Source organism: Mesorhizobium sp. M0701, assembly GCF_040320365.1.
Lineage (GTDB): Bacteria > Pseudomonadota > Alphaproteobacteria > Rhizobiales > Rhizobiaceae > Mesorhizobium.
This window is the reverse complement of the sequence record NZ_JAMYPO010000008.1, coordinates 1-26,974: the sequence shown is the minus strand read 5'-3', so window position 1 is coordinate 26,974 and position 26,974 is coordinate 1. Positions and strand designations below refer to the sequence as shown.

The following is a 26,974-nucleotide window of genomic DNA, read 5'->3' as shown; positions in this document are numbered from 1 at the left end:
CCTATCACCTCGTGAGCGGTTCGAACAGCTTGTCTCAACCTATGAGCCGATGCTTCGGGCCGCTTTCATTGAGGCGATCGACGACATCCGCTCGAACATCGTCTTACGTCGGATCGTGGAGCGGCTAGAGCGCGGCGACATCAACGGCGCCATTGCAGCGATGAACCTCGACGAGGCAGCCTTCCGGCCGCTGGATGAGGCGATCAGGCAGACCTTTAACGGCGGCGGCGTTGCCACGGTCGAGCAGATGCCGGCTCTGCGCGATCCGAGCGGCTTTCAGGTCGTTCTGCGCTGGGATGTTCGCAACTTGGCCGCAGAGACCTGGCTTCGAGAGCACTCGGCGCAACTGGTCACTGACATCGTTGCTGATCAGCAAGTCGCGATCCGCGCCGCGTTGGAGACCAGTCTCGCCCGAGGTGACAATCCAACTCGCACGGCCGTCGATGTCGTCGGGCGCGTCTCTCGGGTCACAGGGCAGCGCGAAGGCGGCATCATCGGCCTGACGGCCCAGCAGAGCCACTATGTCGAGAACGCTCGACAGGAGCTTTCCTCTGGTGACCCTGAGGCCATTCGGAACTATCTCCAGCGTGGACGGCGCGACAAGCGCTTCGACAGGACTGTGGCGAAGGCTCTGAGGGAAGGAAGGCCGCTGCCTCGCGATATGGTGGACCGGACAACCGCCCGATACAGCGACGGTTTGCTGAAACTCCGCGCCGACACCATCGGGTTGCACGAGACGTTCGCCGCGCTTGGAGCTTCCAAGGACATCGCATTTCAGCAGGCGATCGCCAAGGGTGCGGTGAGGGCGGATGCGATCACGAAGGGCTGGAAGCACACGCCGCAGGAGCATCCTCGCGTTCAGCATCTTGCCATGCAGGGGCAGAAGGTGCGGTTTGATCAGCCATTCGTTGCGCCGGACGGCACGCTGATCCCATACCCGCATGCTGCCGGTGTGCCGGCGAGGCATACGCTGGGCTGCAAGTGCTTCTGCGAATACAAGATCGACTTCGTCGCGCAGTTGGTGCGGTGAATGGCGCAACAAGCGTTCGCAGCGTCCGTTGGCGACTGGGTTTTGAAGGTCAGCGGGGCGATTGAGGCGATCTTTCAAGAGAGCGCTCAGGAACTAGTCAGCCAACTCGACCAGCTCTTGGTCGACATGGTCTACGATCAGCCGCAACCGCCCGGCCATACCAGGACCGGATTTCTCCGCGCCTCATTGATGGCATCGACGACCGCCATGCCGCAGCTGACAAGGGATAATCCCGGCGCATTAGTTCCGGCCGATCTTGGAGAAGTCGTCCTTGTCATCAACGGCGCCGATTTGGGCGAGGTGCTGTATCTCGGCTACACCGCGAATTATGCGGCCTACGTCCACTACGGCGCACAGGGCAGGGCGCCGCGGCAATGGGTGACGCTTGTGGCGCAGCGCTGGGTCGCCATCGTCGAGGCCAAGGCGGCCGAAGTGAAACAACGGCTCGGGCTCTGAAATGCCAACTCTTCAGTCATCGATCGAGGCGGCGCTGTTCGCCCGCGCTGCCACGCTTGTGCTGTCACCGGTGCTGCCAATCGCCTGGCCGAACGTTGCCTTCACTAAGCCGCTGACCGGCTATCTGCGCGTCAGCCACATGCCGAACACGGCGCGACGACTGTTCATAGCTGGGAGCGATCCTCATCAACGCATCGGTCTCCTGCAGATCGATGCCCTCCAGAAACTCAATGCGGGCGCTTCCGCGGCAACCGAGATAGCTGGGCAAATCGCGGCATGGTTCCCCTGCGATCTACCTCTGTTCCAAGACGGCATCCGAATTCGGGTGACGAAAGCGCCGGACATCGCCGGCGCGCTGTCTGACGATACCCACTGGATGGTTCCGGTGACCGTCTCCTACGAGGCCTTTGCCTGACGCCATAAGCCGCCCCTGGCGAGGGCAATCCACCTGAAACCTTGAAAGGAGGCCGTGATGGCCATCAAAGTCTCGCCCGTTGCGGGGTGCCACTTCTATATCGGTTCTGCACCGGTCGATGTTCCCGATAACGACGTCACCGAAGCCGATTTCGCTGCCGTCACCTGGATCGAGGTCGGCCAGTATCAGACCATGGGCAATGCCGGCGACGCGACCCAGAACATCGCGACGGATCTGATCAACCGTCGGCGCACCATCAATACAAAGGGAAGCCGCCAGGCCCCGCAGCGGAGCGACAACTTCGCCCTCAACCTCAACGATTCCGGCCAGTTGGCGATGATCGCGGCGGAGCAGACCGATTACAACTATCCGTTCCGCATCGACATGAACGATGCCCCGGTGCCGAAGTCGGCCTCGGCCACCATCACGATCGCCTCGCCTGGCGTGGTGACGTGGACGGGGCACAATCTGGCCGCCAACACACCGGTCAAATTCAGCACGACCGGCACCCTGCCGACCGGCCTGGTTGCCGGCACCACCTACTATGTCAAGACGGTGCTTGACGCGAACACCTTCACGCTCTCCGCCACGCCCGGTGGCACGGTGATTGCCACCTCCGGCACGCAGTCGGGCGTGCACACCGCACCCACGGTCCCGACCCCGTCCAAGAGGCTGACCATGGGCATGGTCACGAGTGCCGAGGAAGGCATGGGCGGCAGCAACACCGTCCAGATGCTGAACACCAGCGTTATGGTCAACACGAACTACGTGCGCGTTGCGGCGCTCGGCTAATAGGAGACGACGATGAAGGTCACGAACACAGGTCCGGCAGCCCATAAGCTGTCGCATGCCGGCAAGGAGTATCTGCTGGCGCCAGGCAACAGCATCGAGATCGAGCTGACCAAGGAAGAGGCGGCCGCCATGCCTCAGCCCTTCGTTGCGTCCGGCGAGCCGGTTGCCCCGGCCAAGGCTGAAAAGGCCAAGCCGGAAGCCAAGGCCGAGGACAAGTGATGGCGAAGGCAACACTTGGGGCAGGCAACGTCGAAATCACGCTGGACGGCGAGCCCGCTGTTCTGCGTCCTTCGCTGCAGGCCGCGCAGTCGATCTCCAGGCAAAACGGCGGCATCTCAGGAGCGGTGCGGGCGGTCGGGCAATTCGACTTTGATGCGATCGTGGCCGTCGTCACCCTCGGCCTTGGCGTGACTGGCGCGGAAGCGAAGGAAATCCCGAACAAGGTCTGGAAAACCGGCCTTACCGAGCTCGTCGGGCCGGTGTCGAGCTTTCTCACCATCCTCGCCAATGGCGGCCGTCCGATTTCAACGGGAGGAGAGGAAGGCGAGGACCCTCAGAACCAGTAAGCCCAGCCGAATATTACGACCACCTCGCCGAGCTCGCCCTGGGCTGGATGGGCTGGTCTGAGGAGCAGGCGCTGAAGTCCGACGTGAACGCGATCGAGATCGCCTATCTCGGCAGGCTGAAAATGCTGCGGTCAATCTTCGGCGGCGGCGAGGACGAACCGGAAACGAAAAAGCCGGAACGTCAGGCAATCAGCACCGGCGCCCAGTTCGACGCCATGTTCGGCGTGGCGTGATCCCCGATTGAAAGCAAACCAATGACCACAGCCACGCTCGGCTTCGAAATCAGGTCCGAACAGGCCCTGACGGCGAAGGCGAACCTCGACAAAATGACGGCATCTGCCGCGCAGGCTGAAACCGCCCAGCAGAAACTTGCCGCAGCGTCGGCTGGGTCGAATGCGGCGCTGTTGCGGATTGCCTCGGGTGTCGATACCGCGAATGCGTTGCTCGCCAAACTCGTGGCTGCGACTGATGCCTCAACGGCGGCATCGGCAAAATATGTCGCCGGCGCGCGGCAGGTTGAAACAGCGAATATTTCCGCTGGCCGCTCAGCCGAGGTCGTCGTTGCGGCGCAGCGCCAGACCGCACTGGCAACAGATCAGGCAACAGCCGCTCTCAACAGGCAGAACGCGGCTGTCGTGACCGGCCTGGCCGCCGCTGCCAAAGCGAGAGCCGCGGCAGGCGTCGATGTATGGGGACGGACCGCTGCTGAGGTCGCGGCCACAAGGTCCCTGGGCGCTGGAAATTCGAACAGCCCTGCCGCAATCCCTGTTGCCGCGCCGGCGGCGGCTCGTGCGGCCGAGGCCGCTGCCGTTACTGGTGTAGCCGGTGCTGGCGTCGGCGCGGTCTCGGCATTTCGGTCTGCGCTGATTTCACTTGTCTCGCCAGCGACTGCGATTCAGTTCCTGCTGTTTTCAATCGGCGGTGCCGCCGTCCAGTATTTCACCACGGCCGAGAGCGCGTCCAAGAAGTTCGAGGATAGCCTTCAGGCCCACGTCAAGGCCGTGCAGGACCTCGGAAAGGCGTATCGCGATGCAGCAATCGACATGGGGGAGGTTCAGCGCAAATCGGTGATCGCCGCTGAGGCTCTCGAGCGCCTTCGCAGGGCGGAACTAAACCGCGAACTGAAGACGCAAACCGATGCCCTGACAAGCGGCCTGTCGTCCTTCAATCTGGGCACCTATCTTCCGGATTGGCTGCGGTCGAGTAACGTCACGCCGGTATTTGCTCCGTTCACCGAGGCGACGGAGGAGCTTCGAGACGGCCTGAAGCGCGGCAAGCCAGATTTCGACGCGTTCGAGAAGCAGATCAAATCCATCTCAGATACCGACCCGGGCAAGCTTCGCCAATGGGGCGATATTCTGATCGATATGGCTGCAAAAGTCGCGCAGGCCCGGCGCGAGCTTGGGATGCTCGACGAATTCAACAGGAATGGCCGCGGCGATCGCGTCGTCGGTCCTGCCGCGATGGATGACCGTGCAGCGGCCGCGCGCCGTCTCATGGAAGAGCCGCGGGCCGCTCGGGAGCAGCAACAGCGCATCCAGCAGGATCAGATGGATGCTGAGCTGCAGATGATGCGCGCCCGCACCAATGCGCAGCGGCTTGCCGCCATCGAGGCCAAGGTGCGCGCCGAGCCGGCGGGCCAGAACGATCCAGGCGTCGATGTGCGCGTCCAGCGCGCTCTGACTATTGAACGCAGCAGGCAAGCCGTCGAGGAGCGCAACGCTAATGACGATCGTCATCGTGCCCAACTGCGCAGCATCGAGGCGGCTCGTGAGGAACTGTCGCTCATCGGAGCAACCTCTGGCGAGACGGCAAAGCTCAACTATCAATATTCCGAAATCGCGCGCCTGAAGGACCAAGCGTACAAGCGCGGCGGCATCGTTTCTCCCGAAGAGGTCGCCCTGATAAAAGAGACGGCAGACGAACTCGGCAACATCGTCGATCTGCAAACCCGCCTCAATCTGAACCGGGATCTGGCATTCGAGCGCTCGCAGCAGTTCCTGTCACCGGAAGAGCAGGCTATCGCGTCGCGTCTTCGAGGCACCGGCATCGGCACGGATTCGCCGGAAGCGCAAGCGATGCGCGACATGAACCAATTCGCCGATGCCAAGGAGCTTGCCCAAGGCTTCCTGACCGATTTCAAGTCCGAGTTGCTGCGCAATGGCGGCGATGTTGGCGAGGCGCTGGGCACGGCGATTCTAAACGCCCTCACGGCGTCGATGGACAAGCAGTTGAGCGACATCTTCGATCGGCTGGCGACGTGGATCGCCGCGGCGCTGACTGGACGGAGGCCGGGCGCCGGTCTCGGGGGCAGTGCTGGGTTCGCGGCGAATACGACGCTCTCCGCCTTTCTTGGGGCAGGAGGTGCTGCGGACAACAGCAATTACATGCCCGGTGCCGTGACGCGTTCAGGGCTACCTGCCGTCGGCGGCAGTGTTGCGCAGCAATCATGGAACTTCTTCAAGGGAAAGGGGCTTGCCGACCATCAAGTCGCAGCCATTCTGGGACACGAGAACGCTGAGAGTGCGTTCCGGCCGACGGCAGTTGGCGATCAGGGCAACGCGTTCGGGCTTTTCCAGTGGAATGACCGCGGTCCGGCGATGCTCAACAGCATCGGCGGAAAAGGCAATCTTGGCGACGTGCAGGGGCAGTTGGACTTCGCATGGAAGGAACTGCAGACGAACGAAAGCGGCACTCTGGCGAAGCTCCGGGCCAGCCCGGATTTGCGCAGCGCCACTGCCGCGTTTGGCGGCTTTGAGCGCCCTCAAGGATGGTCAGCGGCCAACCCAGAGGGAATGCACAATTTCTCTGGACGCCTCTCCGGCGCGGAAGCTGCACTCGCAAAATTCAGCGGAACGGCTACTGACGCCGCGAAGGACATCACCAGCCTCGGAGACGGTGCGACCAGCGCTGTCAAAGCGCTCGCAGGTAGTGCCGGAGCCGGCAGTGGCGGTCTCGCGTCCATTCTGGAAGGGCTCAAGCCCGCCAACTTCCAGGCCAACACCTCGCTTTCGGCGATCCTTGGCTATGGCGGTGCTCCTGCGGCGCCAACTGCCGGCGGGGGTGGTGGCGGCTTCCTCTCCATGCTGCTCGGTTTCCTCCCCGGGCTGTTCGGCTTTGCCGATGGCACCGAGAACGCGCCGGAAGGCTGGGCATGGGTTGGGGAGCGTGGGCCAGAACTGCGCAAGCTGCGCGGCGGTGACACTATCCGAAGCCACGGTCACTCGATGGACATGGCGGCCAATTCGAACATGAGCGCCAGGGGCGGCGGCCGTGGCCAAGAGGGCAGGGTCGAGTTCAATCTCAACATCGACGGCGCCAACGGTGATCCACACGTCCGCATGCTGGCAAGGCAGGCCGCCGAAGAGGCCATCTCTCAATACCATCAAGCGCAGGCCAGTGGCGGTTTTGGCGAACTACAGCAGCAATATGCTTCGCAGAAGGGCTAGAGCATGGGTCGCTATACCGGGTTGCCCACGCTCGACATCGACTTCATCCAGCCGACTGAAATGTCGTTCGACACAAAAGGCGGCGGGCTTGAAGGCGGCCGCAATGGCCTTGGCGAATCCGTCACCATCGAGACGACTGGCGGCCCCGTCTTCGTCGCCAGCTATGAGAACTGCCTTGCCCAGCAACCGGAAGAGCACGAATACATCAATCGGGTAGCGGCCCGCATGAACAACTCGGTCCGCTTCATGAATGTGCCGGTCCTGTCCGACTACTCAGGACCGTTTCCGCTTATCGGTGGCCGGCCTACCCCGATCATTAACAGCATCCCGCACTCCGACGGGTCTCTATTCTCCGACGACTCCGGCTACAGCCAGGCCACGGTTTTCGGGACGATGGGCGCCGACGCAGCGCTCAATGCAGGGCAGATCACCCTCAACATTTTTGGGGCATCACGAAACCTGCGCTGGTCGGATTGGTTCTCGATCTACCATCCGAACAAGGGCTGGCGCATTTATCGCTATTGGGAAGCGTCAGATCCAGTCGAAGTGACCGCCGTCGTCGATGGCGTCAGCTACACCGGCCAGCAATACCTTCTGGCTCTCGACATCCCGCTACGCGAGGCTGTTCCGGCCGGCACTCGCATCGAATTCGCCCGGCCGCGCTGCGTCTGCAAGTTCCCGGTCGGCTATACGCTGGCGTGGCGGGTGAGGGGCTTCATGCGAGCCAATGTCAGTTTCAATTTTGTCGAGGCGTTCTGACCTATGGCCTGGCACGATCTGATCGGCTCGTACTCGGTCCAGTACGTGCCGCAAGCCGTGCTCGACACGATGGCGACCAGCCATATCCTCGGCATTTTCTTTCGGCTCGACACCGAGCCCGGCCTGCACATCTGGGCCGGTGTCAACGACATCCCGGCCGGCTTCGACAGCATCGATCCTGCCGGCACTGTCTATCTTGGCGGCGGCCGGCTGCTCAACATTCCGACGCTCGAGGTCCTGGTCAACGGTCAGGCCGGCAGCGTCGAGTTCGGCCTGTCGGGCATCGATCCCGATACCGCGCTGAGAGTTCTCGACGAGCTGCCAGACGTTCGCGGCAAGGACCTGAAGATCGGCTTCACCACGCTCGACCAATACTACCAGCCGAACAGCGATATCATCGGGCTGTGGACGGGAACGGCCTCGCATCCGACGGAATCGAGCCCGGCCGTATCGGGCGCTGAAAGCCCGACGACGACGCTCAGCCTGGCGGTAGTGTCAGGGACTAACACGCGCTCGCGCGCCGCCCTGTCGCTGTGGTCGATGCCGCACCAGAAGGCGCTCTATCCGACCGATCGCTTCTGCGACAACACCGCCCGGCAGGCACGCGGCGTCGCCCCGGCCTGGCCCAATTACGATTGAGGCCTCAATGACGCTGGAACAATACATCCGGCTGCCGCACCGCTGGCGCTGGGGAGGCATGGGCGGTGAGGACTGCACGACGTTCTGCGCCGCATGGGTCGCAGCCGTCACGGGCAAAGACCCTGCAGCCGAACTTCGCGGGACATATGTCGACGCCGACGGCGCCGGTGCCGTCTTGCGTGCTGCTGGCGGCGTCGAGCGGCTTGTCGGGTCCAGGCTGGCGGCCCTCGGCTTGCACCGCGTCCAGCGGCCCCAGGACGGCGATATTGGCATCGTCAGCGCCATGACTGGCTTCGATGCCGCCGGCATGGTGGTCAAGCACATTCCGGCGATCAGGTTCGGGCCGCTCTGGGCGGTGATGTCGGCGCGCGGCCCGATGGTCAAGAAACTCGACTGGACGGGCAAGGCATGGCGCATCGCATAACCCCGCTCGAAGCGGCCATCCGCGAGGCGTTGAAAGGGCGCGTCATCTCGTATAGCGCTGGCATCGGCGCATTCGAAACAACGACCACGCAGGAGTTCCTCGCCTCCGGATGGAACGGCGAATACCAATGGCCGGTTCACAGGGATCCGATCTTCACGCCGATCTTCACCGCCATCCTCGGGGCCGGCGGATTGGGGCTGACCGGAACCACGCTCACCACCGCAGTGGCTATCGCCTCTGCCATCGCCACCACGGCCATCGTCGCCGGCGTCCAGTACCTGATGATGCCGAAGCCGCCGAAGCCGGAGGACGGCAGGCTGCCGCTGACGCAGCCGATTCCGTTTCGCTTCTGGGGTGTCGGCGAGGCCCGTCTCGCCGGGGCGATGATGCTGTGGGAGACCACCGACAGCAAGATGTATTCGGTGCAGGCGATCGTCGCCCAGCGCATCAACGCCTATACCGGCTATTATCTGCACGACGACAAGGTGACGCTGACCGGCGACGAGGTCGATCCGACCCCGGGCAAGGGCCGCTACTCGAAGAACGTCTTTCTCTACCGCCGGCTCGGCCTGGTGCCGGAAACCGCCATCGCCGAGATCGTCGCCGACATGGGCGCGCAGGACGTCTGGACCGCGGATCACCGCGGCGACGGCCAGGCGTCGGTGGGGATGATCTGCGGTGCCGTGCCGCAGGAGAGCTTTCCCAAGATATTTCCCTATGGCAAGCCGCTGCTGTCGGTCGTCGCCGAGATCGCGCTGTGCTGGGATTTCCGCGATCCGCTGCAGGATCCGGAAGACGATACGACCTGGACCTTCACCCGCAATCCGATCGTGCAGCTTGCATGGCATGAATGCTTCAACCCGTTCGGGACCAAGCGCGATTTCCGCAAGGCGATCCTGCCGGTGCTCGACATGTGGCAGGAGGAGGCCGACGTCTGCGACGAGCTCGTGCCCAGGGCGGTCGGCGGCAGCGAACGGCGCTATGAGTGCGGCGGCTTCGACACCACCGAGCATGATCCAAAGGGTGGCACCAATGCTATCCTCGCCTCCTGCGACGGCTGGATGTGCATGCGCGGCGATGGCGCGCTGCTCGTGGTCGCCGGCAAGTTCCGGGAAAAATATGTCGCCACGCTGACCGATGCCGATATCGTCGGGCATACCATCCAGCACGACGTGTTGCCGGAAGAGGAAGTCAACCGCTTCGTACCAAAATTCACCTATCCGGCGACCGATTACACGACGACCGACACCGACTATTTCGAGGATACGCCGGCGCAGATTAGCGCCGGGCGGGTGCTGCCGCAGGACGGAAACTACATCTGGGTGCAGCAATGGCGCCAGGCGCGGCGGCTGGGTAAACGCGAATTCGCCCGGATGCGGGAGAAGAAGCGCGGTTCCCTCGATGTCCGCTTCACCGGCATCAACGCCGTCTACGCGCCGTGGGTGCGGCTGGCGACGCCGAAGCGGATACCGTCGCTCAACGGCAGGCTGATCTCGAACCGAAGGTCAGTGCTTTCGGTACAGCGCGGCGGCTTCCAGATGACCTTCATCCTGATGCCGGCCGACATCGACGCCTGGAACCCTTCGACCGACGAGGGCGCCGCGCCGCCGATCCCGGTCAAGCCAGACTCCCATGGCCTGCCGGTGCCGGTCATCGATACCGTCGTTGCCGTCGCGTCTGCTGGCTCAGCCTATATCCGCGTCGCCATCATCGACCCGAACCGTGACGATGTGACACCAATGCTGCGCTATCGCGTGGTTGATTCTGGCGGAGGGGTGCCTGGTGCCTGGATCGAGCAGAAGTTTCCAGATCCCGTTCCAGCCGCTGGCCTGATTACCATGAACACGAACGCGGTGCCGCTTGAAGCTCAGATGGAAGTGCAGGCCGCCTTCATCGGTTCGGACGGCAGCTATGGCGCATGGTCGGATTCAGAGTTCGTCTACACGACCGGGATCGCAGCCAGGCACGACTTTTCAAAAGCCAGCAACAGCCAATACCTCTTTGACGTGTAGGAGCCAGCTATGGCCGGAACGGATAGAAGTTTCCTAGATGGAAGCGGAGCGGCCCAGAACCGTTCGGTCACGACGGTCGGTGGGAGAGACGTCAGCCGGCAGATATTGGTCGACGAGACCGACACGCCGTCGCTGGGTGCCGCGGCGGACACCGCGGCATCGTCGGACACCGGTACGTTCTCGCTAATAGCTCTGTTCAAGCGCCTGCTCGGAAAACTGCCAGCCTCGATCGGTCCAAAGAACGCTGCCGGAAGTCTGAGCGTCACGCTTTCGACCGACGACGACGTTCTAATCGGTGCTGTCAACGAAACCGGGCCGACCACGGACACCGCGTCGTCGGGCCTCAATGGCCGGCTGCAGCGCGTTGCACAGAATCTCTCGACTCTAAGGACCTCACTGCTTTCGGCAACGTCGCTCTCTGACGCCAGCCGCGTACCCGTGTCTCAACTGGATGGCCTAGCTGTATCCGGTACAGCCACCAGCGCCGCCGTGCTCTTCACGCAGGACATGCTCGGCTATGAGAGCATCACCGTCCAGGTCACCAGCGCTGGTTCATCGACCATCGCCTACGAGACCAGCGACGACAACACCAATTGGCTTTCCACGGCTGGATTGTCGTCGTCTTCGGTTGGAAACGTGGCACCACAGATCAACTCGACAGACGCGCGTATGATCCAGTTCGCCAGGCGCGGTCGCTATTTCCGCGCCAGGGTGAGTTCTTATAGCTCGGGCACTGTTTCTGTTGTGGGAACGCTTTCGAAAAGCCCTGTCTCCAATGTCAGCGCCTCCTTTGTCAGCCCTGTCCTAACCAATGGCTCGACGCTCACCGGCAACAATTTTCCCGTCTTGTTTGCCGGATATACCGCCAATCCTGCAGCTGTCGCCAATGCCACCCATGCCCGTCCAATGGCGACCGCAATCGGCGTAGCGATCCAAAAGCCATTCTCTATCCCGGAGGCCGACTGGTCCTATGCGGCCGCGTCGGGCGGCGAAGTCGGAACAACAGATATCGCTGTCAAAGGCGCGGCCGGTGCTGGGCTGCGGAACTACATGACGTGGATCACCGCTGAAAATGTTCACGCCACGGTCGATACCGAGTTTGTCGTGAAGGATGGTGCGACCGTCATCTATCGTGGCTTCCTCAAGGCGCTAGGAGTTGGCCCGGTGCGCATGTCGTTCCCTTCGCCGCTCAAATCCACCGCCAACACCGCCCTGAACATCGCCTGCATCACTACCGGTTCGCAGGTCTACTTCAACTGCGGCGGCTACGTCGCGCCCTAACGGAGCATACAGAATGGCCACTTGGCGCATCCTGAAAGAGAAGGCTGTTCCCAAAAAACAGCGTACCGACGATCTATCCTCGTGGACGAAGTTTGTCGACACGGGTGAGACTTTCGAGGGCGATCGGATCGATGCCGACGCCTACCTGGCAGCACTGCAGGCCGAAGAGGGCGGCTGCTTCGCCTTGGAACTTATGGAGTCGACCAATGGTTGAGCTTGCCAATGAGATTTGGGCTGATGGCCCATCCGGATCGCCGACCGATCCGCAGAAATCCCAGATTCGGGCGTGGGGAACCTATATCGAATCGTTGGTCGTTCTCGCCTATGCCAACAATAGCGTCTACAACCTGAAATCGGCAATGGACGCCAACCTTGTGCCTGATGCCTACAGCCCGGCACTGGTGATCGGTGATCCGACTGCTGGCAATGATGGCCTCTATATGAAGGTCGGCGCCACAACCACGGGATCATGGACGCGACTTCTTGATTTCGTACCTGGCGCACAGATCGTCCATGCAATCGATGCGGGCGCCGGCACACCGGATGCCCTTGTCGCCACGTCGATCATTGGCCTCTCGATGTCGGGATCGCAGCTTGTGCGGCTCGATGTGTTTGAGACCAACACAGGGTCGCCGGTGACGGTTTCTTTTAATGGCGGCATATTGCTGACGATCAAGACGGCATCCGGCGCGAACGTAGCAGCTGGTGGGCTCCTGCCAGGACCTGTGTTGGGGTTTGTATCTGGTTCGACTTTCCGGCTGCTGTCCGATCAGGCGAGCGCTGCCATTGTTGCGGCGGCCGAGGCGGCTGAAGCTGGCGCCGAGGGTTGGCGTGACCAGGCCGAAGCGTTTGCGCTTGCGGCGCAGTCGGTCTCGACCGAGCTTGCTCATCCGGTCACCAGGGCGGCCCTGAAGGCACTCAACACGGCGACCCATACCGCGGCCGTAGTCGTCGAGCCTGGCTTTGAGCGCATCGCGCGCTGGGATCCTGCGATCACGGCGCGTTGCAACGCCTTCGATCCGAGCGAGCTTGTGTATGCGCAGCCGACACCCGCCTCCGTCGGCGCCTGGGTCATGTCTCCGATTGCCCCGAAAAAGCAGGTCGGAATTTTAGATCAGATCAAATACCGGATGACTGTCGGAAAGGTCGATTTTGTTGGCATCGGCAACAGCAATCAGATCCTGGGCGGTTTCGGTATCGACCACGCATTTCAATATGCGCTGACGCAATCCGGCTTCCAGATGTGGGCAACGGGCCTGATTTCGCAAAACGAAAACAATGGTTCCGGTTCGGGCCAAGGATACCTCTACAATCGAAACGGTTCCTTGGTTGGCGCTGTCAGCGGAGCGCCTTCCGACCTCGACAAGTACCTGAACAAGGGGGCAGGTTCGCTATTCCCCGCCTACTACACTTACATTGCAAACGGTGGGTCGCTTGGCAGCACGCTCGCCAATGGCCTCGTGGTGAACGGAACGTGCCCTCTTAACACCGCTGCCGCGCTTGCGTTCGACGGCTACTATGGGACTTTTACCGTAGGCTCCAGCACGGGCCAATTTCGTCCCTTCGCAAGATGGGAGGAGTCGCCGTTTACGACGATCTCAGACCCCGGCATCATATCCACTGAGACGGGTGCCTATGGCATACAGAAGGTCACACTAACCGCCGCCGCCGATCCAACTCGGGCCGGCAAAGCGGTCGGCATGCGCTGGACTCGGCCATCCGCAACAGGCATTACCGGCCCGTTCTTCTGCACATACATGCGAGTGAGGAACACGGATCGGACGGCTGGCTTTGCCTACGGCACCCTGGAGTATCGCGGGGGGCAGCCGGCGCGGACTTTCGCATACGACCTTCAGCAAGCCAGCGATGATACCCTGACGCATTATTTCTCAATCTTGCGAACCGACCAAGGGTCCGGCCAGAAAACGATTTGCATAACTCTGTTCGAAGGCCTCAACACGCGGAATGATGATGCGAACACATCGCTAGGGCCTGCAGCAGTTACTCTCGGCGATAGCGCCGCCGCGCTGATGGACAACTTCATCGCGATTATCAACCGCATAAAAAGCATATGGACTCTAAACGGCTGGCCAGTAACTGAACTGTTCTGGCTGCTGTGGATCGATCATCCTCAGAGCAGCCCAGACGACACGCAGTTGGTAGCCTATCGCCGTGCGCTTGACGCTCTAGCGCTTTATGTGGACCAATCTCAGGTTCTGAATCTCGAGGAGTTGCTCCCTTACGCGGACCTCATGGCCAATTCTTGGTACGCTGACGTCGTGACTGACCACAACCATCTGACGCAGACTGGATATGAAAACGCAGGTCTGCGCATCTCTCGGGCGATCCTCTAGGACTTGCAACTCAGGAACGCTTCAGCCTCCTCCCGCTGGCCTTTGTCGTTGAGGTGGATGTCGTCGCGGTAGGAGGTGTCAGGATCGAGAAAGGTCTTGTCATCGACGATCGCCACGTTTCGCGCCTCGGCGACGTAGCGGATCGCAACCAAGCCTTGGTGCAGCACTCCCGCTCTTCGGTCAAGTCGGGTGTGATGCAGGACGACGCAGACGGAGATAGCCTTGCTCTGGGCCAGTTCGATCATCGCCTGTAACGGCGACAGATCCATTTCGTGCTTCGGTGCCTCATCCAGAATGCTAGCTACGGCGTGATGTCCCGGAAGGTAGCGAGGGAGATAGCGCTCAAACGCTTCATTGATCGCTAGCCAAGGCGTCTCCTGAGGCAACACGTTGGGGTCGAGCGCGGTGAATGTGGGCAGATCGCTGGCGTCGTGCCCTGACAAAACGACAATCAGGGCCTTGGCGTCGAAGAAGCCGAATTTCCGGATATAGGCCAATTCGTTGGCCGGTCCCCAGCTACCGGCTGACACGTTCAGGTAGAGGTTTTTGTCGTCGGTCAGGATAGTGGTGGCCAGACGTGATTGGTCAGACAGGCTGCCGCCGTTGACGACTGAGTCTCCGATGACCATCGTGCGGACCTGGTCGAGCGGCGGTTGTTCCGGAAACTCTTCGTTTCTCATGCTCCAATGATTGTAGACGACGCGGTTACCAAAGCGGAAAACATCCTGATCCGGAGCAAAGAGATATTCGATTTTGGGGTCTGAAATGGAAAGCGGCGGCGTTCCCAGGCCGAGATAGTACCGGCAGAACAATTCGCCACAGACGAGCGACAAAAAGCAGACGCCCAAAATTACAATCCCAGCGACGACACCACTAGGGATGCCGCCGCGCTGCCGCTCAACGCGCAGTGCCATGATGATTTTACCCCTAAGCCCAGGGGCACAATGCGCCAATAACGTGCGAAGTCAATTTACCGCGCGCGTGACGCTGGAATCAGAGCGATCGTGTCACGGGTCTTCGGATGGCCTTTGCTTGTTCGACCACCAAATCAGGTAGATCGACCCGACCTTCGTGACAGGCACGCGCCTGTCACGCTCGCGCGTTCTTAGCTCTCGATAGGTTTTGATCTTCAGCGTGCCGCCAGGCAGCCTGATCCGCAACGTCATTTGATAGCCCGCCCCATTTGTGCAGCGCAACATCAGGCGCTCGCCTTGCAGGCAAGTCAATGCCCTCAGCCACCTTAATCAACTGCCCGTGAGGGCGGAAAGGAACTGCTATGTCGTCTATTTTGACGGCCGCCATGCTGCGCAAAATCAGCAAGGGAACGCCGAATGTCGCAAACATGAATTCGGCCTTGGTCGCGCTCGATCGTTTTGGCGCCGCTACAGGCCTCGATCAGCCGCATCGGCAGGCTCACTTTCTGTCGCAAATCATGCATGAGAGCGGGTCGTTCAAATACGACCAGGAGATCGCGTCGGGTGCGGCATATGAAGGCCGGAAGGATCTCGGCAACACATTCAAGGGGGACGGCAAGAAGTTCAAGGGCCGTGGGCCTATGCAGGTCACCGGCCGGAGGAATTATGCCGCCTTCACCAAATGGGCGCGCAAGCTCGATCCGTCCGCCCCCGACTTCGTAGCGCATCCGGATCTGGTCAATACCGATCCGTGGGAAGGTGCATCCGCAATCTGGTATTGGGACGACGGCAACCCGACCGTCAAATCGCTCAACGCCTATGCCGATCAGAACAACGCCGAGATGATCACCAAGAAGGTGAACGGCGGCCTCAACGGCTATGCCGATCGCCTTGAATATTTCGATCGTGCCGCACTCGTCATGCTCGATTATGGCCCGACCGAGTATGAGCGTTTCCAGACCAACGCGCAGAAGACTGGCGACTACCGAGGCAAGGTCGACGGCGATCCTGGCCCGCAGACACGCGCCGCTCTTCACGCCCGGCTGGTCAAGCTGACGGCAAAGCCCGAGCGGGCACCGCAGGTCAAGGCGGCGCCGGTGACCACAGTGGAACCGTTGGCGGTGCCTGTGAAGGAACTAGAGAAGCCGGCATGGCAATCGCCTGAGGTGCTGATCCCGGCCGCGGCGCCCGTGGCAACCGGCGTAGGCACGTTCCTGAGTGGTGCCGCGCCGATCGTGGCCATCACGCTGATCGTGGTTGTCGCCGCCTTCGCCGCGTTTCTCATCATCCGCCGTGACCGCATGAAGAGCGCCCAGGCCGCGAAGGTCGAGACCATCAACGCCCAGGGCTCACTCTGATGAGCGAGGTCAAGACAGGTCCGGTCTTGTCGACGCTCGTTGACAGCATCGTCGATGAGGGCGCGCCGGCCGGAGCGATCAAGTTCTATGAGACAGCCGAGCACAAGCCGGCCGGCTTCCATTTCCAGTGCCCTTGCGGATGCCGATCAGTCGGCGGCGTCACGGTGGCCGGGCCAGGCGCCTGGACCTGGAATGGAAGCTGCGACAAGCCGACCGTGCGAGCGTCAGTCCTTCTCCACAATCCCGACATGAGCCCGCACTGGCACGGCTACCTCACGGATGGCGTCTGGGAGTCATGCTGATGGGCGCGCTCGCACTCGCAAAACTGGCGTGGGATGTCCTGACCTCCCGCGTCGGCCTCCCTCTGGTCGTCGCCGCTGCGATGATCATCGTTTACGAGGGCCTGCCGATCGGCCCGCTCCGCTACATTCCATTCGCCGGCCAATACCTCGCTATGGTCACCGACGGACGTGTCGATCGCGTCCGCGCGCAGGAACGCGTCAATGTCGAGAACGAGGCGCGCGCCCGGGCCATGGCGCTCATCGAACAGAGGAACCACGACAATGCGGAAATCACCGATCTCGATGCTGCTCATCTCTGCGCTGAGCTTGGCGGCCGCTGGGTGCCAAACGAAAACCGCTGCGACTGAAGGCGCCGGCTTCTCGCTGCTCACGCCGGCGGCCGCGACGCGCGACTTCATCATCAAGAACGACCGGCCATTCGCCAACCAGGTGGCCGGCAACAACCGGACGTGCCAGCGCGCGCCGGCCTGCACGAAGTAAGGAAGGGTCTGAACTTGGGCGACGTCGCATTCGCAGCCTCCGGGCCAGTCCCGATCCCTTTAGATGACGTAGGTTCGATATTTCTTTCGCAGGGCCTTCTCGGCGCGATCTGCCTGGCGCTCGTCTACTTCATCCTCATGCTGCGCGCCGAGCTCCGGGATGTCCGTGCCGCTCACAAGGTCGAGCTCGCGGCGAAGGATTCCCTCATCAACGACCTTCAGGAGGACCGGCTCAAGGAGGCGCGCGTCGGCTTCGACCTGGCCAAGTCGTTTCAATCCACGATGGACGCCTTCGCCATGACAGTCAGAGGAAGGGATTCCAGATGACTTCACTCAGAAAGCTGTTCTGGCTCGATCGGGTCGGCCCGGTGACACACAACGAGGTGCCCTCGGCCGAGCGGCCAGCGGAAAAAGAGCGGGAGGTTAAGGCGGCAACCTCCAAGCTGATCGTGAGCGCGATCGATCTGCGCCGGAAGAGCTGGGAGGTTCGCAGGGACCTTGCGGGAAGAGTTCTCAGCATAGTCTCAGGAGACGACCAATGATTCACGGACCGGAGTTTTCCCCCAACAGAGTGGTCGCGGGTTCTGTCGTCGCCATCATCCTATACTGGGCTCTGTCCATCGTCGTGGACCATCATCTTCTGAGGGACGTCGTCAACTCGCTTTCCTTCGGTGTGTCGCTCATCATCGCCATGACGTGGGGACCGTCGGCCTACAGGGCGGCGAGAGAGAATGTCGCCGGCGGGGAATGGATGCTGATCCTCGGCACGTTTCTGCTCTGGTCCGTGGTGATGGTCCAGCGCACCTATGTGATCCTCTACAATTGGGCTGGCCAGCCGCAATCATGGCAGGAATCTGCGGTGCCAGGCTTCTGGCCCTATTGCTATGTGCTGGCCGGATTGCTGTTCATCGCAGCACCTGGCGTCAGGAGCGAGGGCATCCGCAAAAAGACCGTCTGGGCTCTTGTTGCGGCCGTCGCGACCGCATCGCTGGTGGCTGGTTTCCTGATCGGCGCCTCGGTCAGCAGCTACTAGAAAATATCCACCTCTATTTCACCAAGATTGATGGTACGCCCTCAGATCTCAGGCAACTGAAAGCCCGCCGTGCCGGAAGGTGCGGCGGGCTTTTTTGCGTTTCTGGGGCTCAGGCCTCGGAACGTCGCCGAAGGACAAACCGAACCTTGTTCGAGAAAAGCTCGTCATCGGAGTAGTCGGCCAGTTCTGCACGCAGATCTTCGTCTAACAGGTGGCGACCGCAATCGGGGTTAAGGGCAACTTCCTCAAGGATATCAAAATGCTCTGAGAACATTGACCGATAGTCGGACCGGCGCAATTCATTCAAATAAGTGTTGGCGATAAGCGTGCGACCCCGGAGGTGATCCCATGGCGGCACACCAGCAGGGATCGGTCCCTTGCCGTAGTACCCGTACAGTTCGGCGATGTGCCCGCCTCTGAGCCCTGTAAAAATCATGGGGCTGGTGATCATAATGCCGCCTGGAGCAAGGGCTGCAGCTGAATGTCGAATAACCGCAGCGAGGCCTTCTCGGGGTATGTGCTCGAAGACATCTTCGGAAGTGATCAGATTGTAGGGACCGGGGTGCGCGGCCCAATACACTGGACTGGCAGCATCAGCGACGACCAGCGCTGAAAATGGAGGCTTGAACTTCAGACCGCTCAATTGCCGAAAGAAGCGGTAAATCTTCCTGTTCTCAAGGCTATCGAATAAGACATAACGGGCGAGACTTTTAATCATGCGCTCGAAACCATTGGCCTTATAGATGGCCGGGATATCCTTGAAAGACAGCAGTGGATGGTCCAAGTCAACTCCCGTAACCTTCGCGCCGATCGCATGCATGGCATAAAGCCGATACGGACGCGAGCCAAAGCCTATTTCTACAACCGAGCATTCCGCCAGGTCCTTGCCGCAATAACGACGCGCGAGATCGCCGTATAAAGCGAGATCACTGTGGATCGCCCCGAAATCTCGCTTCTTGAAGGGGTGCCTGGCTCTCACCAAAGCCGCAAATTGTCGAGATGCCTCGACGATCTTGCGACGAGCCGTCAGTGCCCGAATAGAAGAATTTGTAACCATCAGCTAACAGCCCCCAAGTGCAGCCTGCATAGAGCACAACGCATCATGTATGGATTAAAGGCTGCTGTCGAATCGGCGCTAGTCCACCCTATCCACAAGCGGCTTCTTCCTCTTCGGCGCCCGCTATTTCTCCACCAGCTTGACCGCTTCTATGCCTGGCGTGATCCCGAGATACGGCCCTATGACCGTGACCTCTCATCGTCGACCCGGCTGACCTCTCCCGTATTGGCGATCCGAGCGCGGCTCCGAAGAGGGCAAGCGCACAGAATGAGAGCCTATCCAGCCTTCGCGACACTATGGTCGCGCGCAATGAGTGGATGGAACGAAATTTGAGCCGTGACCACGATATCGAGAACATTCGCGCCGATGCGGTGCGGGATATCGCCAATCTGCAGCGTCAGCTCGATCAGCAGAGAGCCGACTTTCAGCTATTCTCGAACTCGCTCGGAAGCGGCCGGGACTTCATCATTGACCTGAAGGCCGAACAGAGCCGATTGCACGATCAGATCGCGGCGCTCACGGCCAAGGTTGTGGCCGAACAGGCTGCTTTGCCGCGTTGATAAGCCCGCGATCGCCCTCCAATCTGGTCGCAAAAATTAACATCGCCCGTCGTGCCGAGAGGTGCGGCGGGTTTTTTGCGTTTCTTACCGGCCGCTCATTGCCTGGCAAATGAGCGAAATCAAGCGATCGAGCGCATTTTTGTGGAGTGCGCCAGACGGCCGTCGGGCAAGGAAGTCATCAACGCTCATCCAATCGACCGGATCTGTGTCGGCGTCTGGCGGCCCGAATTCCACATACAGATGCAGTTCGTCAGGCACAAAGATCAGCCTCCACGATCCTCGGTTGTCGTGGGCGAGGCTGTAGGCCAGGACGGTCATGGCGGGCACTCCTTCGCCACGAAGCCTGCCTATTCCCGTGGGGCAAATCCATCGCAAGAAGTTGGTATTGACAACGCTTTTTTGCTTTGTCGGCCGGGTTGACTTGCCGGGCCGATCATGAACGGAATGAGAACATCCAATCGGGGGTTCTCATGCATTCCGCCATCGACATATCCGGCATGCCGGCCAGCGACGAGGTCGACAGTTTCGTCATCCTGCCGCCGACAGGCGCGCGCTCGGCCGCAGCCCTGAGCGAGGTAGAGGCCTTCCTGAAGGGCTGCTTCCCAGAATATGACTTCCTTGCCAATGGCGAGAGCACCCCGTTTGAAGGCGATTACGAAGTCCTGCCGATCTGCGGCGTCAGTGACGAAGACGGCGAGCCGCGCACGCTCCGCTATCCCGACCAGTCCGTGATAATGGGCATCGCCACGGCGCTGAAGGGTTTCCGCCTCGGGCAGCCGCCAGCGCTGAACTAGAGGGACGGTCGCGCCGCCGGGCTTTCTTTGCGCGCCCACCATCAAAGACGAGGAATGCGACGGCTTTTCCGCTTGTTGATCCATTGGAGCGAAGGCGATCTTCTCGCCCTCGCTTGGCACTCAATCTGCTCTAGCAACTTTCAGCGAATTACTTTGCAAATTCGCAAGCCGATAGCCGCGTGCTGGTGCGCCCCCCCTGTATGCGAATGCTGAGAGGTGAGAGCCGTTCCTGTCACCTTGAGGCTTGTACTTTCATGAGGCACGGTCGTATCCCCACTCAGGGTTCCCTTCCTCTGGCCACCTCCAAGCTGTGAGGTGCGCCCCTGTACCTCATGTGAATGTGGGCCGCCGGCGTGTTCGTGCGAGCCATCGCCCTCTATTGTTGTGGGCGCGCCGACCACAGCCATATCGACAAGAATGAGCCTTCCAGTGAATTGGTCAGTTACGTCCTGAAATCTTCTCCCAGCACATTTGCGTTCGGAGAGAATATATGCCCCGCCCGGCAGGGAAGTGGCCAAAGCCTCTTCTTCTAATTCATTGACTCGATGAGTCAAATCAGTGACAAAATCGGTAAGCTCCTGAGATGTAAATGGTTGTACGCTTTCCTTCTCGGCCGTTTGCCCTAAAGATTCGCCTGATGTAAATGAGAGTAAAAACAGCGAAGCAATCGACGCAGAAACAACTGATTTGGTTGACAAATTCCTGGACTGTTTATTAAGTGCGTGCATCGAACGTCCTCCCTTCAGACTTCTGTGGCGAGAAAAAGGTATGATAATGCTTACGCAGAGGCAACTAAACCTTAAGAGCTATAGCTGGAGGTTTGCCAATATTGAGCAGGCGTCGCGACGCCGAATCCCGATCAGTTTCAATGCTCCAGCTTTGATTGCTCATGCTGAGGATGAGAAACTTGGCCGAGATCGCTTGTCGAATTCTGCTTGTGAGATGCCACTCTGCTCGTCGAAACACTCCACCAAATAGTTCTCTCGGCTGACCGCGCGGTCCGCCATTAGCGCATGCTCTACGGGATCACGTTCTGTTCGCTCTGGCTAATATAAGCTTTGTACCTAGTATTGACTGGGTGCGTAAAATTGTAAGTACCGGTCGCCTCGAGTTCCTTCCGCCGATGGAGCCCAAGCTGGTCTCAAAGCCTCCCGAGGGTGAGCACTGGATTCACGAGATCAAGCTTGACGGCTACCGCACCCAGATCGTCATTAACAATCCCGACGATATCCGCGCCTTTACCAAGAGCGGTGCGGACTGGACGAGCAAATATACCGGCCTTGTCGAAGCGGCGCGTGAGCTCGACGTCAAGAACGCGATCTTCGAGGGTGAGGCGGTAGTCACCAACAAGGCCGGGCTGCCCGACTTCGATGCGCTGCAGAAAGCCGTGCACAGCGATCCTTATGCCATGATCCTCGGCGCCTTCGACATCATGCATCTCGACGGCCACGATCTGCGCGACATCGGCTGCAAGGCGCGCAGGGAGCTTCTGTACGGCATCATCAAACCGAACAGCAGGATCCAGTTCAGCGAGACCATACCTGGCGATCCCAAGGCGATCTTCTATCTTGCCGACCAGGCCGGCCTCGAGGGGATCGTCTCAAAGCGCGCCGACAGCCCGTATCGAAGCGGCCCGACGACGAATTGGCTGAAGACGAAGAGCTTCACGGTCCAGGAATACGAGCTGCTGGGCGTCGAGCGCGAGCCGGGCAAGGCGGCATTTGCCTTGCTGGCTGAGCCAGGCACCGGGAAGTATGTCGGTTCGGCCTTCATCAGTCTGGGCCGCGACATGAAGGAACGGCTGTGGAAGCGGGTGAAGGACCATGCCGGCCCGCCTCCGAGCGGCATCAAGAAGCGACCCGCAACGCAGTGGGTTGGACCAGGCGTGAAGCTGCGGATCAAGCACCTTCGTGGCGAGCACAAATATATACGCCACGCTTCACTGCTGGGATTCGGCGACGAGGCATAGCCTATCGGGTGAGGCGCTCGACAGTTTCGATAATCGCCTTTGCCAGCGCCTCGCCCTCATGCACCGGTAACGGTCCATAGAGTTGGTTGACCGCCTCCTCGCTCGGCAGCACGCCGGCCGGGCAGGTCAGCTCGATCGCCATGCGAACGAGCTGCAGGCCGGTGCGCTCGCCATAGATGTAGTTCTCATCCATCGCCAGGATACTGGTGCGCGCTTGATGGTCGTCAAGACGGCTTGACCGGGAGCAGGAATTTGTTCTTATTCCGTTCTCATGGAAATCGAGACATTAGGCGATGCCTGGAACCACAGCGTCAGGCTGACCGCGCGTTGCGTTTGGGGCAATCGCGAGGGGCTGAAGACCGTCCGCGAGTGCGGCAACCGCTACGAACTGGATGTCTACACGATGCTGTGGACGCGCGGCCGCGACTTTCCGCTGGCTATGCTGTCCGGCCGGCTGCGCTGCCCGAAATGCGGCTCGCGCAGGGTCGCCGTCGGCATCACAATGCCGGGCAATGCCGGTGCTGCGGCGGCAAGGATGGCGCGATGAAGGTAAAGACATCGCCTGACTTTTAGAAGGTGTGAAAACCAGCGGTCAGGTTTACACGCTGTGTTCTCAGTCTGAGCTGTGGGAGATCCAGGATGTTCTAGACCAAATGGTTAGCAGCTTGGCCTTCTCGTTTTGTACACTCGCCACGCCAACTTTTGCGTCGTCCCACGCATCGACCGCATCGAATACATCAATGCTGAATCGGCTGGCTTTCAGTTGTAGAATAGTCACTCCAGTTGATGTCTGAGCCCGGTTGCAGTGGGAGCTGACGCTGTCATCAACAAACTCAAACTGGTTGACGGACCCTGCCTTGGCTGATTCCACCTCGGCGCTCCCAGAATGGATCAAGCTGCATCGCAGTTGAAAACAGTCTGTGGCGGAAAGGAATACTACTGTCCTCCTTTCTAGGCCAATTATTTTAGTGTATTTCGGCTGAATCCATTCAGTGCACCATCGCTCGTAGCGCTTTCGCGATTTGTTTGGACCTGGATCCTCGAGAGAAGCACAAATGTCAGGCAAAGTGAGCGCCAAACTCAGCCCGCCGTAGAGATTTCCGGCCGCGATCGATTGCCGGCCCGCTTCGGTGAACCTTTTCATCGCTGTCCTTCTAAGGGAGGGTTAAAGTCCTGCCGATCATCCGCCGCGCGGCATCGCTCCATGCTAAAGGGGACTTGACCACGAAACGGGCTCAACCTGCGATTCCAAATCGGTTTCAACTTCGCGATCTTTTCTAGCGAATTCTCTTTTGATGGGAATCGAACTGTCCTTGATAGAGCTCAGGTTTTCACTGGCCTGTCACGCCGGAGGTCCGCGGGTTAGAGCCCCGTTCACTCGCGGCATCAGACGACATATGCTTGCAAAGGCACTGGAGAGGTGCGGGCGCGGAGGCTGGTTTGTCAATGAATGCTTGGGGCAGATTTTCCCCGCACCTTACGTAAGTCCTTGCGCGGGTTCGATTTGGCACAATTCTCGACCGCACCATCAAATTCGTGAACTTGGCCCTCTAAGCCATTGAAACTCCAGTCTGGCAGAGCACCCGTTGATGAGGGCGCTTGGCGTTCTTGCCGAAATGCGATACAATCTAGGATACAAACTGAGATACATCGCGAGTTTGGCCCATGCGAAAAGAGGCCGTCGCAGAGCCCGCCAGAGACCTGGATCGCTACCTCGTCCAGCGCGACGGAATTTTCTATTATCATCGGCGAATGCCCGCCAAGATGGTCGGCATCGACGATCGCGGCAGGTTCATTCGCAAGTCCCTGGGAACGGACGAACGCCGCCTCGCACGTGCCATGCGCGACAAGCTCGAAGACGCGGACAAGACCCTGTGGGCGGTGCTTCTTTGCGGCGGCGAGGCAAGGTCAGCACTCGATCAGTATCGCGACGCCGTTCGCCGGGCTGAAGCCATGGGCGTTTCCTACCTTTCAAATGGACAGGTGGCAGGCTTTCAGAATGTCGATTCAATTTTAAAGCGTGTCGAGGCGCTGGAGCGCGTTCAAGCGGCCCCCGCGGTCGCCGACGCTCTCCTCGGCGGGGTGCAGGTGCCGCCGGTCAAAGTCTCCAAAGCTTTTGATCTCTACGCCGATGAGATCATGGCCCATGAAGTCGCGGGTAAGAGCCAGTCGCAGCGCCGAATGTGGAAGAAGGTAAAGCAGAGAGCCGTAAACAATTTCGTTGCCCTGATTGGTGACAAGCCGATCGGCGACGTCACGCGTGAAGACGGACTGACCTTCTACCGGTTCTGGCTCAAGCGCATCGCGCCGCCGCCAGACATCGGAGCCGCGACACATTCGGCGTCTGCCGGCAATCGAGACCTCGGCAACATGCGGGATCTCTACAGGCGTTATTTCGCTCATTTGGGCGAGGAACAAAAAGGCACCCCATTCGATGACCTCCGCTTTTCGGAGCGTGGCAAGCGCCGTCGTAAACGGCCGTCATTCGAACCCAAATGGATAACCGATCAGATCATGAGGCCGGGCGCTTTAGCATCCCTGGATGCTCAAGCGCGTCGCTGCGTTCTGGCGCTGATCGAGACAGGCACACGCCCAAGCGAGATATGCAATCTTGATGAGACCGTGATCTTCCTTGACACGCCGGTTCCGTATATTCGCATTACCCCACGAGAGGACGCCGATGATCCGCGCGAGATCAAGACCGAATGGTCAGTGCGAGATGTACCGCTGGTAGGCGTCGCGCTGGAAGTTTTTAAGAAAAATCCGCAGGGCTTTCCGCGCTACCGCAATCGTGAAGAGGCGCTTTCTGCAAACCTCAATAAATTCTTTAAAATACACAAACTTTTCCCGACACCGAAGCACAAGATTTATTCCCTCCGGCACAGTTTCGAGGATCGTATGAAGGAGGCAGGTATCGACAGCGAGCTTCGCAAAATCTTGATGGGCCATACGATAGAGCGTGTAGAGTATGGTACGGGCGGATCGTTGCAATGGCGACGAGACGAACTCAAAAAAATTGCTTTGCCTTTCGATCCCGAGATCGTTTGAGCCGTTCCTGGACGCGCAGCATTGCGCCCATCTCTGCAAATCAATTTCTTCTTCTCCCGTTCAAGACGCTCGTAAATCGGGAGATACGCTCGTCCTTTGTTGCCAGCCTTGTGGATAGCTAGGGCGAGCGTATCCAGAGCGCGGTCAATTCTGTCTAAGGTCACGGGCTCAGGAACAGTGCTTACCTGTGGCAGAACACAGGTCATTGTCTGTCCCGTCTGTTTCCTGTTCGGCGATGACACAGACGAGATAATGGCAGCAGGCGCAGGTGAGAAAAGCGGTTTGCCTCCCGCATCGTGCAGCGGCGATACTTCGACGTAGAAATCGGAAAACACGCTTGCGGCAACTCTGCACTGTCAGATGCAGCTAGCCACATCCGGCCACATGAATTGCTGAGCGGACTCAGACGGGTCGATGCCCTTGAACCGGACACGAGACCGAATCGATCCGCAGGCTGTCGGCGGGCCGGAATGCCTCATCCGATCCGACCAAACCGATCGGAGGACGCAGGCAATGCCGGATTTGGTGGGCTATAATTACCTGAGGAGAGGCAATTAGCTGATCCGGATCAGTGCGTGGGAGCGCGAGTATCTCGGGAGGTCGCTTATGATTACCTTATCATTAGCATTCCTCGATATTGCGGCACCTTTGGGGTGAGTTTGACAAGCTTCACACGGCGATCGCTTGGCTAGAAATCGGTTATGAGATTCGTGTCGGTTCAATGATGGGCGGGACCAACTGCGCCGAAAGCGAACAAATTCGAATACTTAATGTAAAGTCTTGGGTCATGCTGTCCGAATGCAGTACCGTGCGGGCGATCAGCCAACGATTGGCGAAATTTTGAACAGGCTACCATTACCGATGGCCTAGACACCGTTTTCGTCCTTCGTTGCCGCAAGAAAGGTATCGCCAACCGCCGGATCAATCCGATCAGCCTGTGGCAACGCGCAACGGCTCCAATGCTCAGCGTTTCGGGGGGCTGAAGAGGTTGATGACTGCCGCACCCGGAGCAGTTCGACGTATTTCCTTATTTCGCTTGGCCCGCTGAAATGCAGCCGCATCTTTAGAAGGAACGAACCGTCTGGCAGGACGGCGCAAGCAATTGATGGCAACGCCGTCGAGTGGATGGAGAAAGTCAGCGACAAACGATACCGCCGCTGAACGTTACCGGTCCGCAGCGTCTCGCAATTGGCTGCCAACTCACCCCAGCCAATACCTCGGCCCCGGCCCCTTGCGTCCTGCCATATCGGCAGGGTTCGCAAGGCTACACCGGTCGATCGACA

The 26,974-nt window shown here is 60.0% G+C and carries 33 protein-coding genes; 26 read left to right on the top strand and 7 right to left on the bottom strand.

The window, feature by feature from the left end:
* The first annotated feature begins 160 nt into the window (after positions 1-160).
* The 15 genes from NKI24_RS10110 (at position 161) to NKI24_RS10040 (ending at position 14,177) form a co-directional block, all read left to right on the top strand.
* Positions 161-1,030, top strand: a complete 870-nt coding sequence (locus tag NKI24_RS10110) for an Hsp20/alpha crystallin family protein (protein ID WP_352744922.1) — start codon at positions 161-163, stop codon at positions 1,028-1,030.
* Positions 1,031-1,486 carry an HK97 gp10 family phage protein gene (locus NKI24_RS10105; RefSeq protein WP_352744919.1) on the top strand — a complete coding sequence of 152 codons (456 nt, stop codon included), beginning with the start codon at positions 1,031-1,033 and terminating at the stop codon, positions 1,484-1,486.
* A 1-nt stretch (position 1,487) separates the two neighbouring features.
* The gene (locus NKI24_RS10100) at positions 1,488-1,901 is read left to right on the top strand and encodes a DUF4128 domain-containing protein (RefSeq protein WP_352744916.1); all 414 of its coding nucleotides are present in this window, start codon (positions 1,488-1,490) and stop codon (positions 1,899-1,901) included.
* A 57-nt stretch (positions 1,902-1,958) separates the two neighbouring features.
* A complete protein-coding gene (locus NKI24_RS10095; protein WP_352744914.1) occupies positions 1,959-2,693 on the top strand; it encodes a hypothetical protein in 735 nt (244 codons plus the stop codon).
* A 12-nt stretch (positions 2,694-2,705) separates the two neighbouring features.
* Positions 2,706-2,912 carry a hypothetical protein gene (locus NKI24_RS10090; protein ID WP_352744911.1) on the top strand — a complete coding sequence of 69 codons (207 nt, stop codon included), beginning with the start codon at positions 2,706-2,708 and terminating at the stop codon, positions 2,910-2,912.
* The gene (locus NKI24_RS10085; protein ID WP_352744909.1) at positions 2,912-3,259 is read left to right on the top strand and encodes a hypothetical protein; all 348 of its coding nucleotides are present in this window, start codon (positions 2,912-2,914) and stop codon (positions 3,257-3,259) included. The genes NKI24_RS10090 and NKI24_RS10085 overlap by 1 nt, the downstream gene beginning before the upstream one ends.
* 47 nt (positions 3,260-3,306) lie before the next feature.
* Positions 3,307-3,492, top strand: coding sequence for a hypothetical protein (locus NKI24_RS10080; protein WP_352744906.1), 186 nt, complete (start codon positions 3,307-3,309; stop codon positions 3,490-3,492).
* A gap of 402 nt (positions 3,493-3,894) precedes the next feature.
* The gene (locus NKI24_RS10075; RefSeq protein ID WP_352744903.1) at positions 3,895-6,708 is read left to right on the top strand and encodes a phage tail tip lysozyme; all 2,814 of its coding nucleotides are present in this window, start codon (positions 3,895-3,897) and stop codon (positions 6,706-6,708) included.
* A 3-nt stretch (positions 6,709-6,711) separates the two neighbouring features.
* Positions 6,712-7,467 carry a hypothetical protein gene (locus NKI24_RS10070; RefSeq protein ID WP_352744902.1) on the top strand — a complete coding sequence of 252 codons (756 nt, stop codon included), beginning with the start codon at positions 6,712-6,714 and terminating at the stop codon, positions 7,465-7,467.
* A 3-nt stretch (positions 7,468-7,470) separates the two neighbouring features.
* On the top strand, positions 7,471-8,106 hold the full coding sequence (locus NKI24_RS10065) for a hypothetical protein (protein ID WP_352744899.1): 636 nt from the start codon (positions 7,471-7,473) through the stop codon (positions 8,104-8,106).
* A gap of 7 nt (positions 8,107-8,113) precedes the next feature.
* Positions 8,114-8,530 carry a DUF6950 family protein gene (locus tag NKI24_RS10060; RefSeq protein WP_352744896.1) on the top strand — a complete coding sequence of 139 codons (417 nt, stop codon included), beginning with the start codon at positions 8,114-8,116 and terminating at the stop codon, positions 8,528-8,530.
* Entirely contained in the window at positions 8,515-10,542 is a 2,028-nt protein-coding gene (locus tag NKI24_RS10055) for a phage tail protein (RefSeq protein WP_352744894.1), read from the top strand. The genes NKI24_RS10060 and NKI24_RS10055 overlap by 16 nt, the downstream gene beginning before the upstream one ends.
* Before the next feature lie 105 nt (positions 10,543-10,647).
* Positions 10,648-11,823, top strand: a complete 1,176-nt coding sequence (locus NKI24_RS10050; protein WP_352744892.1) for a hypothetical protein — start codon at positions 10,648-10,650, stop codon at positions 11,821-11,823.
* 13 nt (positions 11,824-11,836) lie between these two features.
* Positions 11,837-12,037 carry a hypothetical protein gene (locus NKI24_RS10045; protein WP_352744889.1) on the top strand — a complete coding sequence of 67 codons (201 nt, stop codon included), beginning with the start codon at positions 11,837-11,839 and terminating at the stop codon, positions 12,035-12,037.
* Positions 12,030-14,177 (top strand): hypothetical protein, encoded by a 2,148-nt coding sequence (locus NKI24_RS10040; protein WP_352744887.1) that lies wholly within the window; start codon positions 12,030-12,032, stop codon positions 14,175-14,177. Before NKI24_RS10045 ends, NKI24_RS10040 begins: the two co-directional genes overlap by 8 nt.
* On the opposite strand, the gene NKI24_RS10035 is transcribed toward NKI24_RS10040, so the two are convergent.
* Positions 14,174-15,091, bottom strand: a complete 918-nt coding sequence (locus tag NKI24_RS10035) for an SGNH/GDSL hydrolase family protein (RefSeq protein WP_352744885.1) — start codon at positions 15,089-15,091, stop codon at positions 14,174-14,176. The genes NKI24_RS10040 and NKI24_RS10035 overlap by 4 nt on opposite strands.
* 362 nt (positions 15,092-15,453) lie before the next feature.
* On the opposite strand from NKI24_RS10035, the gene NKI24_RS10030 reads away from it, so the two are divergent.
* The 6 genes from NKI24_RS10030 to NKI24_RS10005 all read left to right on the top strand — a co-directional run bounded on the left by NKI24_RS10030 (position 15,454) and on the right by NKI24_RS10005 (position 18,263).
* Complete coding sequence (locus NKI24_RS10030) at positions 15,454-16,449, top strand: glycoside hydrolase family 19 protein (RefSeq protein ID WP_352744882.1); 996 nt, start codon at positions 15,454-15,456, stop codon at positions 16,447-16,449.
* Positions 16,449-16,751, top strand: a complete 303-nt coding sequence (locus NKI24_RS10025; protein ID WP_352744880.1) for a ubiquitination-like system serine protease family protein — start codon at positions 16,449-16,451, stop codon at positions 16,749-16,751. Before NKI24_RS10030 ends, NKI24_RS10025 begins: the two co-directional genes overlap by 1 nt.
* Positions 16,751-17,098, top strand: a complete 348-nt coding sequence (locus NKI24_RS10020; RefSeq protein WP_352744877.1) for a hypothetical protein — start codon at positions 16,751-16,753, stop codon at positions 17,096-17,098. Before NKI24_RS10025 ends, NKI24_RS10020 begins: the two co-directional genes overlap by 1 nt.
* 147 nt (positions 17,099-17,245) lie before the next feature.
* Positions 17,246-17,557: a hypothetical protein gene (locus NKI24_RS10015; protein ID WP_352744874.1), complete on the top strand. Its 312-nt coding sequence runs from the start codon at positions 17,246-17,248 to the stop codon at positions 17,555-17,557.
* The gene (locus NKI24_RS10010; protein ID WP_352548492.1) at positions 17,554-17,772 is read left to right on the top strand and encodes a hypothetical protein; all 219 of its coding nucleotides are present in this window, start codon (positions 17,554-17,556) and stop codon (positions 17,770-17,772) included. The genes NKI24_RS10015 and NKI24_RS10010 overlap by 4 nt, the downstream gene beginning before the upstream one ends.
* Positions 17,769-18,263 (top strand): hypothetical protein, encoded by a 495-nt coding sequence (locus NKI24_RS10005; RefSeq protein ID WP_352744871.1) that lies wholly within the window; start codon positions 17,769-17,771, stop codon positions 18,261-18,263. Before NKI24_RS10010 ends, NKI24_RS10005 begins: the two co-directional genes overlap by 4 nt.
* Positions 18,264-18,372: 109 nt before the next feature.
* Here the strand turns inward: NKI24_RS10005 and NKI24_RS10000 are convergent, their stop codons facing one another.
* A complete protein-coding gene (locus tag NKI24_RS10000) occupies positions 18,373-19,320 on the bottom strand; it encodes a methyltransferase domain-containing protein (RefSeq protein WP_352744868.1) in 948 nt (315 codons plus the stop codon).
* Positions 19,321-19,616: 296 nt separating this feature from the next.
* Between NKI24_RS10000 and NKI24_RS09995 the strand changes: the two genes are divergently transcribed.
* The gene (locus tag NKI24_RS09995; protein WP_352744866.1) at positions 19,617-19,880 is read left to right on the top strand and encodes a hypothetical protein; all 264 of its coding nucleotides are present in this window, start codon (positions 19,617-19,619) and stop codon (positions 19,878-19,880) included.
* Positions 19,881-19,964: 84 nt separating this feature from the next.
* Here NKI24_RS09995 and NKI24_RS09990 read toward each other — a convergent pair whose 3' ends face one another.
* A complete protein-coding gene (locus NKI24_RS09990; RefSeq protein WP_352744864.1) occupies positions 19,965-20,198 on the bottom strand; it encodes a hypothetical protein in 234 nt (77 codons plus the stop codon).
* A 152-nt stretch (positions 20,199-20,350) separates the two neighbouring features.
* On the opposite strand from NKI24_RS09990, the gene NKI24_RS09985 reads away from it, so the two are divergent.
* Positions 20,351-20,674: a hypothetical protein gene (locus tag NKI24_RS09985; protein ID WP_352744862.1), complete on the top strand. Its 324-nt coding sequence runs from the start codon at positions 20,351-20,353 to the stop codon at positions 20,672-20,674.
* Positions 20,675-20,814: 140 nt separating this feature from the next.
* On the opposite strand, the gene NKI24_RS09980 is transcribed toward NKI24_RS09985, so the two are convergent.
* Positions 20,815-21,402 (bottom strand): hypothetical protein, encoded by a 588-nt coding sequence (locus NKI24_RS09980; protein ID WP_352744860.1) that lies wholly within the window; start codon positions 21,400-21,402, stop codon positions 20,815-20,817.
* 395 nt (positions 21,403-21,797) lie between these two features.
* Here NKI24_RS09980 and NKI24_RS09975 point away from each other — a divergent pair, with 395 nt between their 5' ends.
* Positions 21,798-22,643 (top strand): ATP-dependent DNA ligase, encoded by an 846-nt coding sequence (locus tag NKI24_RS09975; RefSeq protein ID WP_352744858.1) that lies wholly within the window; start codon positions 21,798-21,800, stop codon positions 22,641-22,643.
* A 1-nt stretch (position 22,644) separates the two neighbouring features.
* On the opposite strand, the gene NKI24_RS09970 is transcribed toward NKI24_RS09975, so the two are convergent.
* A complete protein-coding gene (locus tag NKI24_RS09970; RefSeq protein WP_352649931.1) occupies positions 22,645-22,836 on the bottom strand; it encodes a hypothetical protein in 192 nt (63 codons plus the stop codon).
* Positions 22,837-22,914: 78 nt separating this feature from the next.
* Between NKI24_RS09970 and NKI24_RS09965 the strand changes: the two genes are divergently transcribed.
* Entirely contained in the window at positions 22,915-23,190 is a 276-nt protein-coding gene (locus tag NKI24_RS09965; protein ID WP_352744856.1) for a hypothetical protein, read from the top strand.
* A 66-nt stretch (positions 23,191-23,256) separates the two neighbouring features.
* Here the strand turns inward: NKI24_RS09965 and NKI24_RS09960 are convergent, their stop codons facing one another.
* Complete coding sequence (locus tag NKI24_RS09960) at positions 23,257-23,787, bottom strand: hypothetical protein (RefSeq protein WP_352744853.1); 531 nt, start codon at positions 23,785-23,787, stop codon at positions 23,257-23,259.
* Between the two features lie 521 nt (positions 23,788-24,308).
* Here NKI24_RS09960 and NKI24_RS09955 point away from each other — a divergent pair.
* Entirely contained in the window at positions 24,309-25,691 is a 1,383-nt protein-coding gene (locus tag NKI24_RS09955) for a DUF6538 domain-containing protein (RefSeq protein WP_352744851.1), read from the top strand.
* Between the two features lie 866 nt (positions 25,692-26,557).
* Here the strand turns inward: NKI24_RS09955 and NKI24_RS09950 are convergent.
* Positions 26,558-26,974, bottom strand: a 417-nt coding sequence (locus tag NKI24_RS09950) for a hypothetical protein (protein ID WP_352744849.1), incomplete at its 5' end; no start/stop codon positions are given.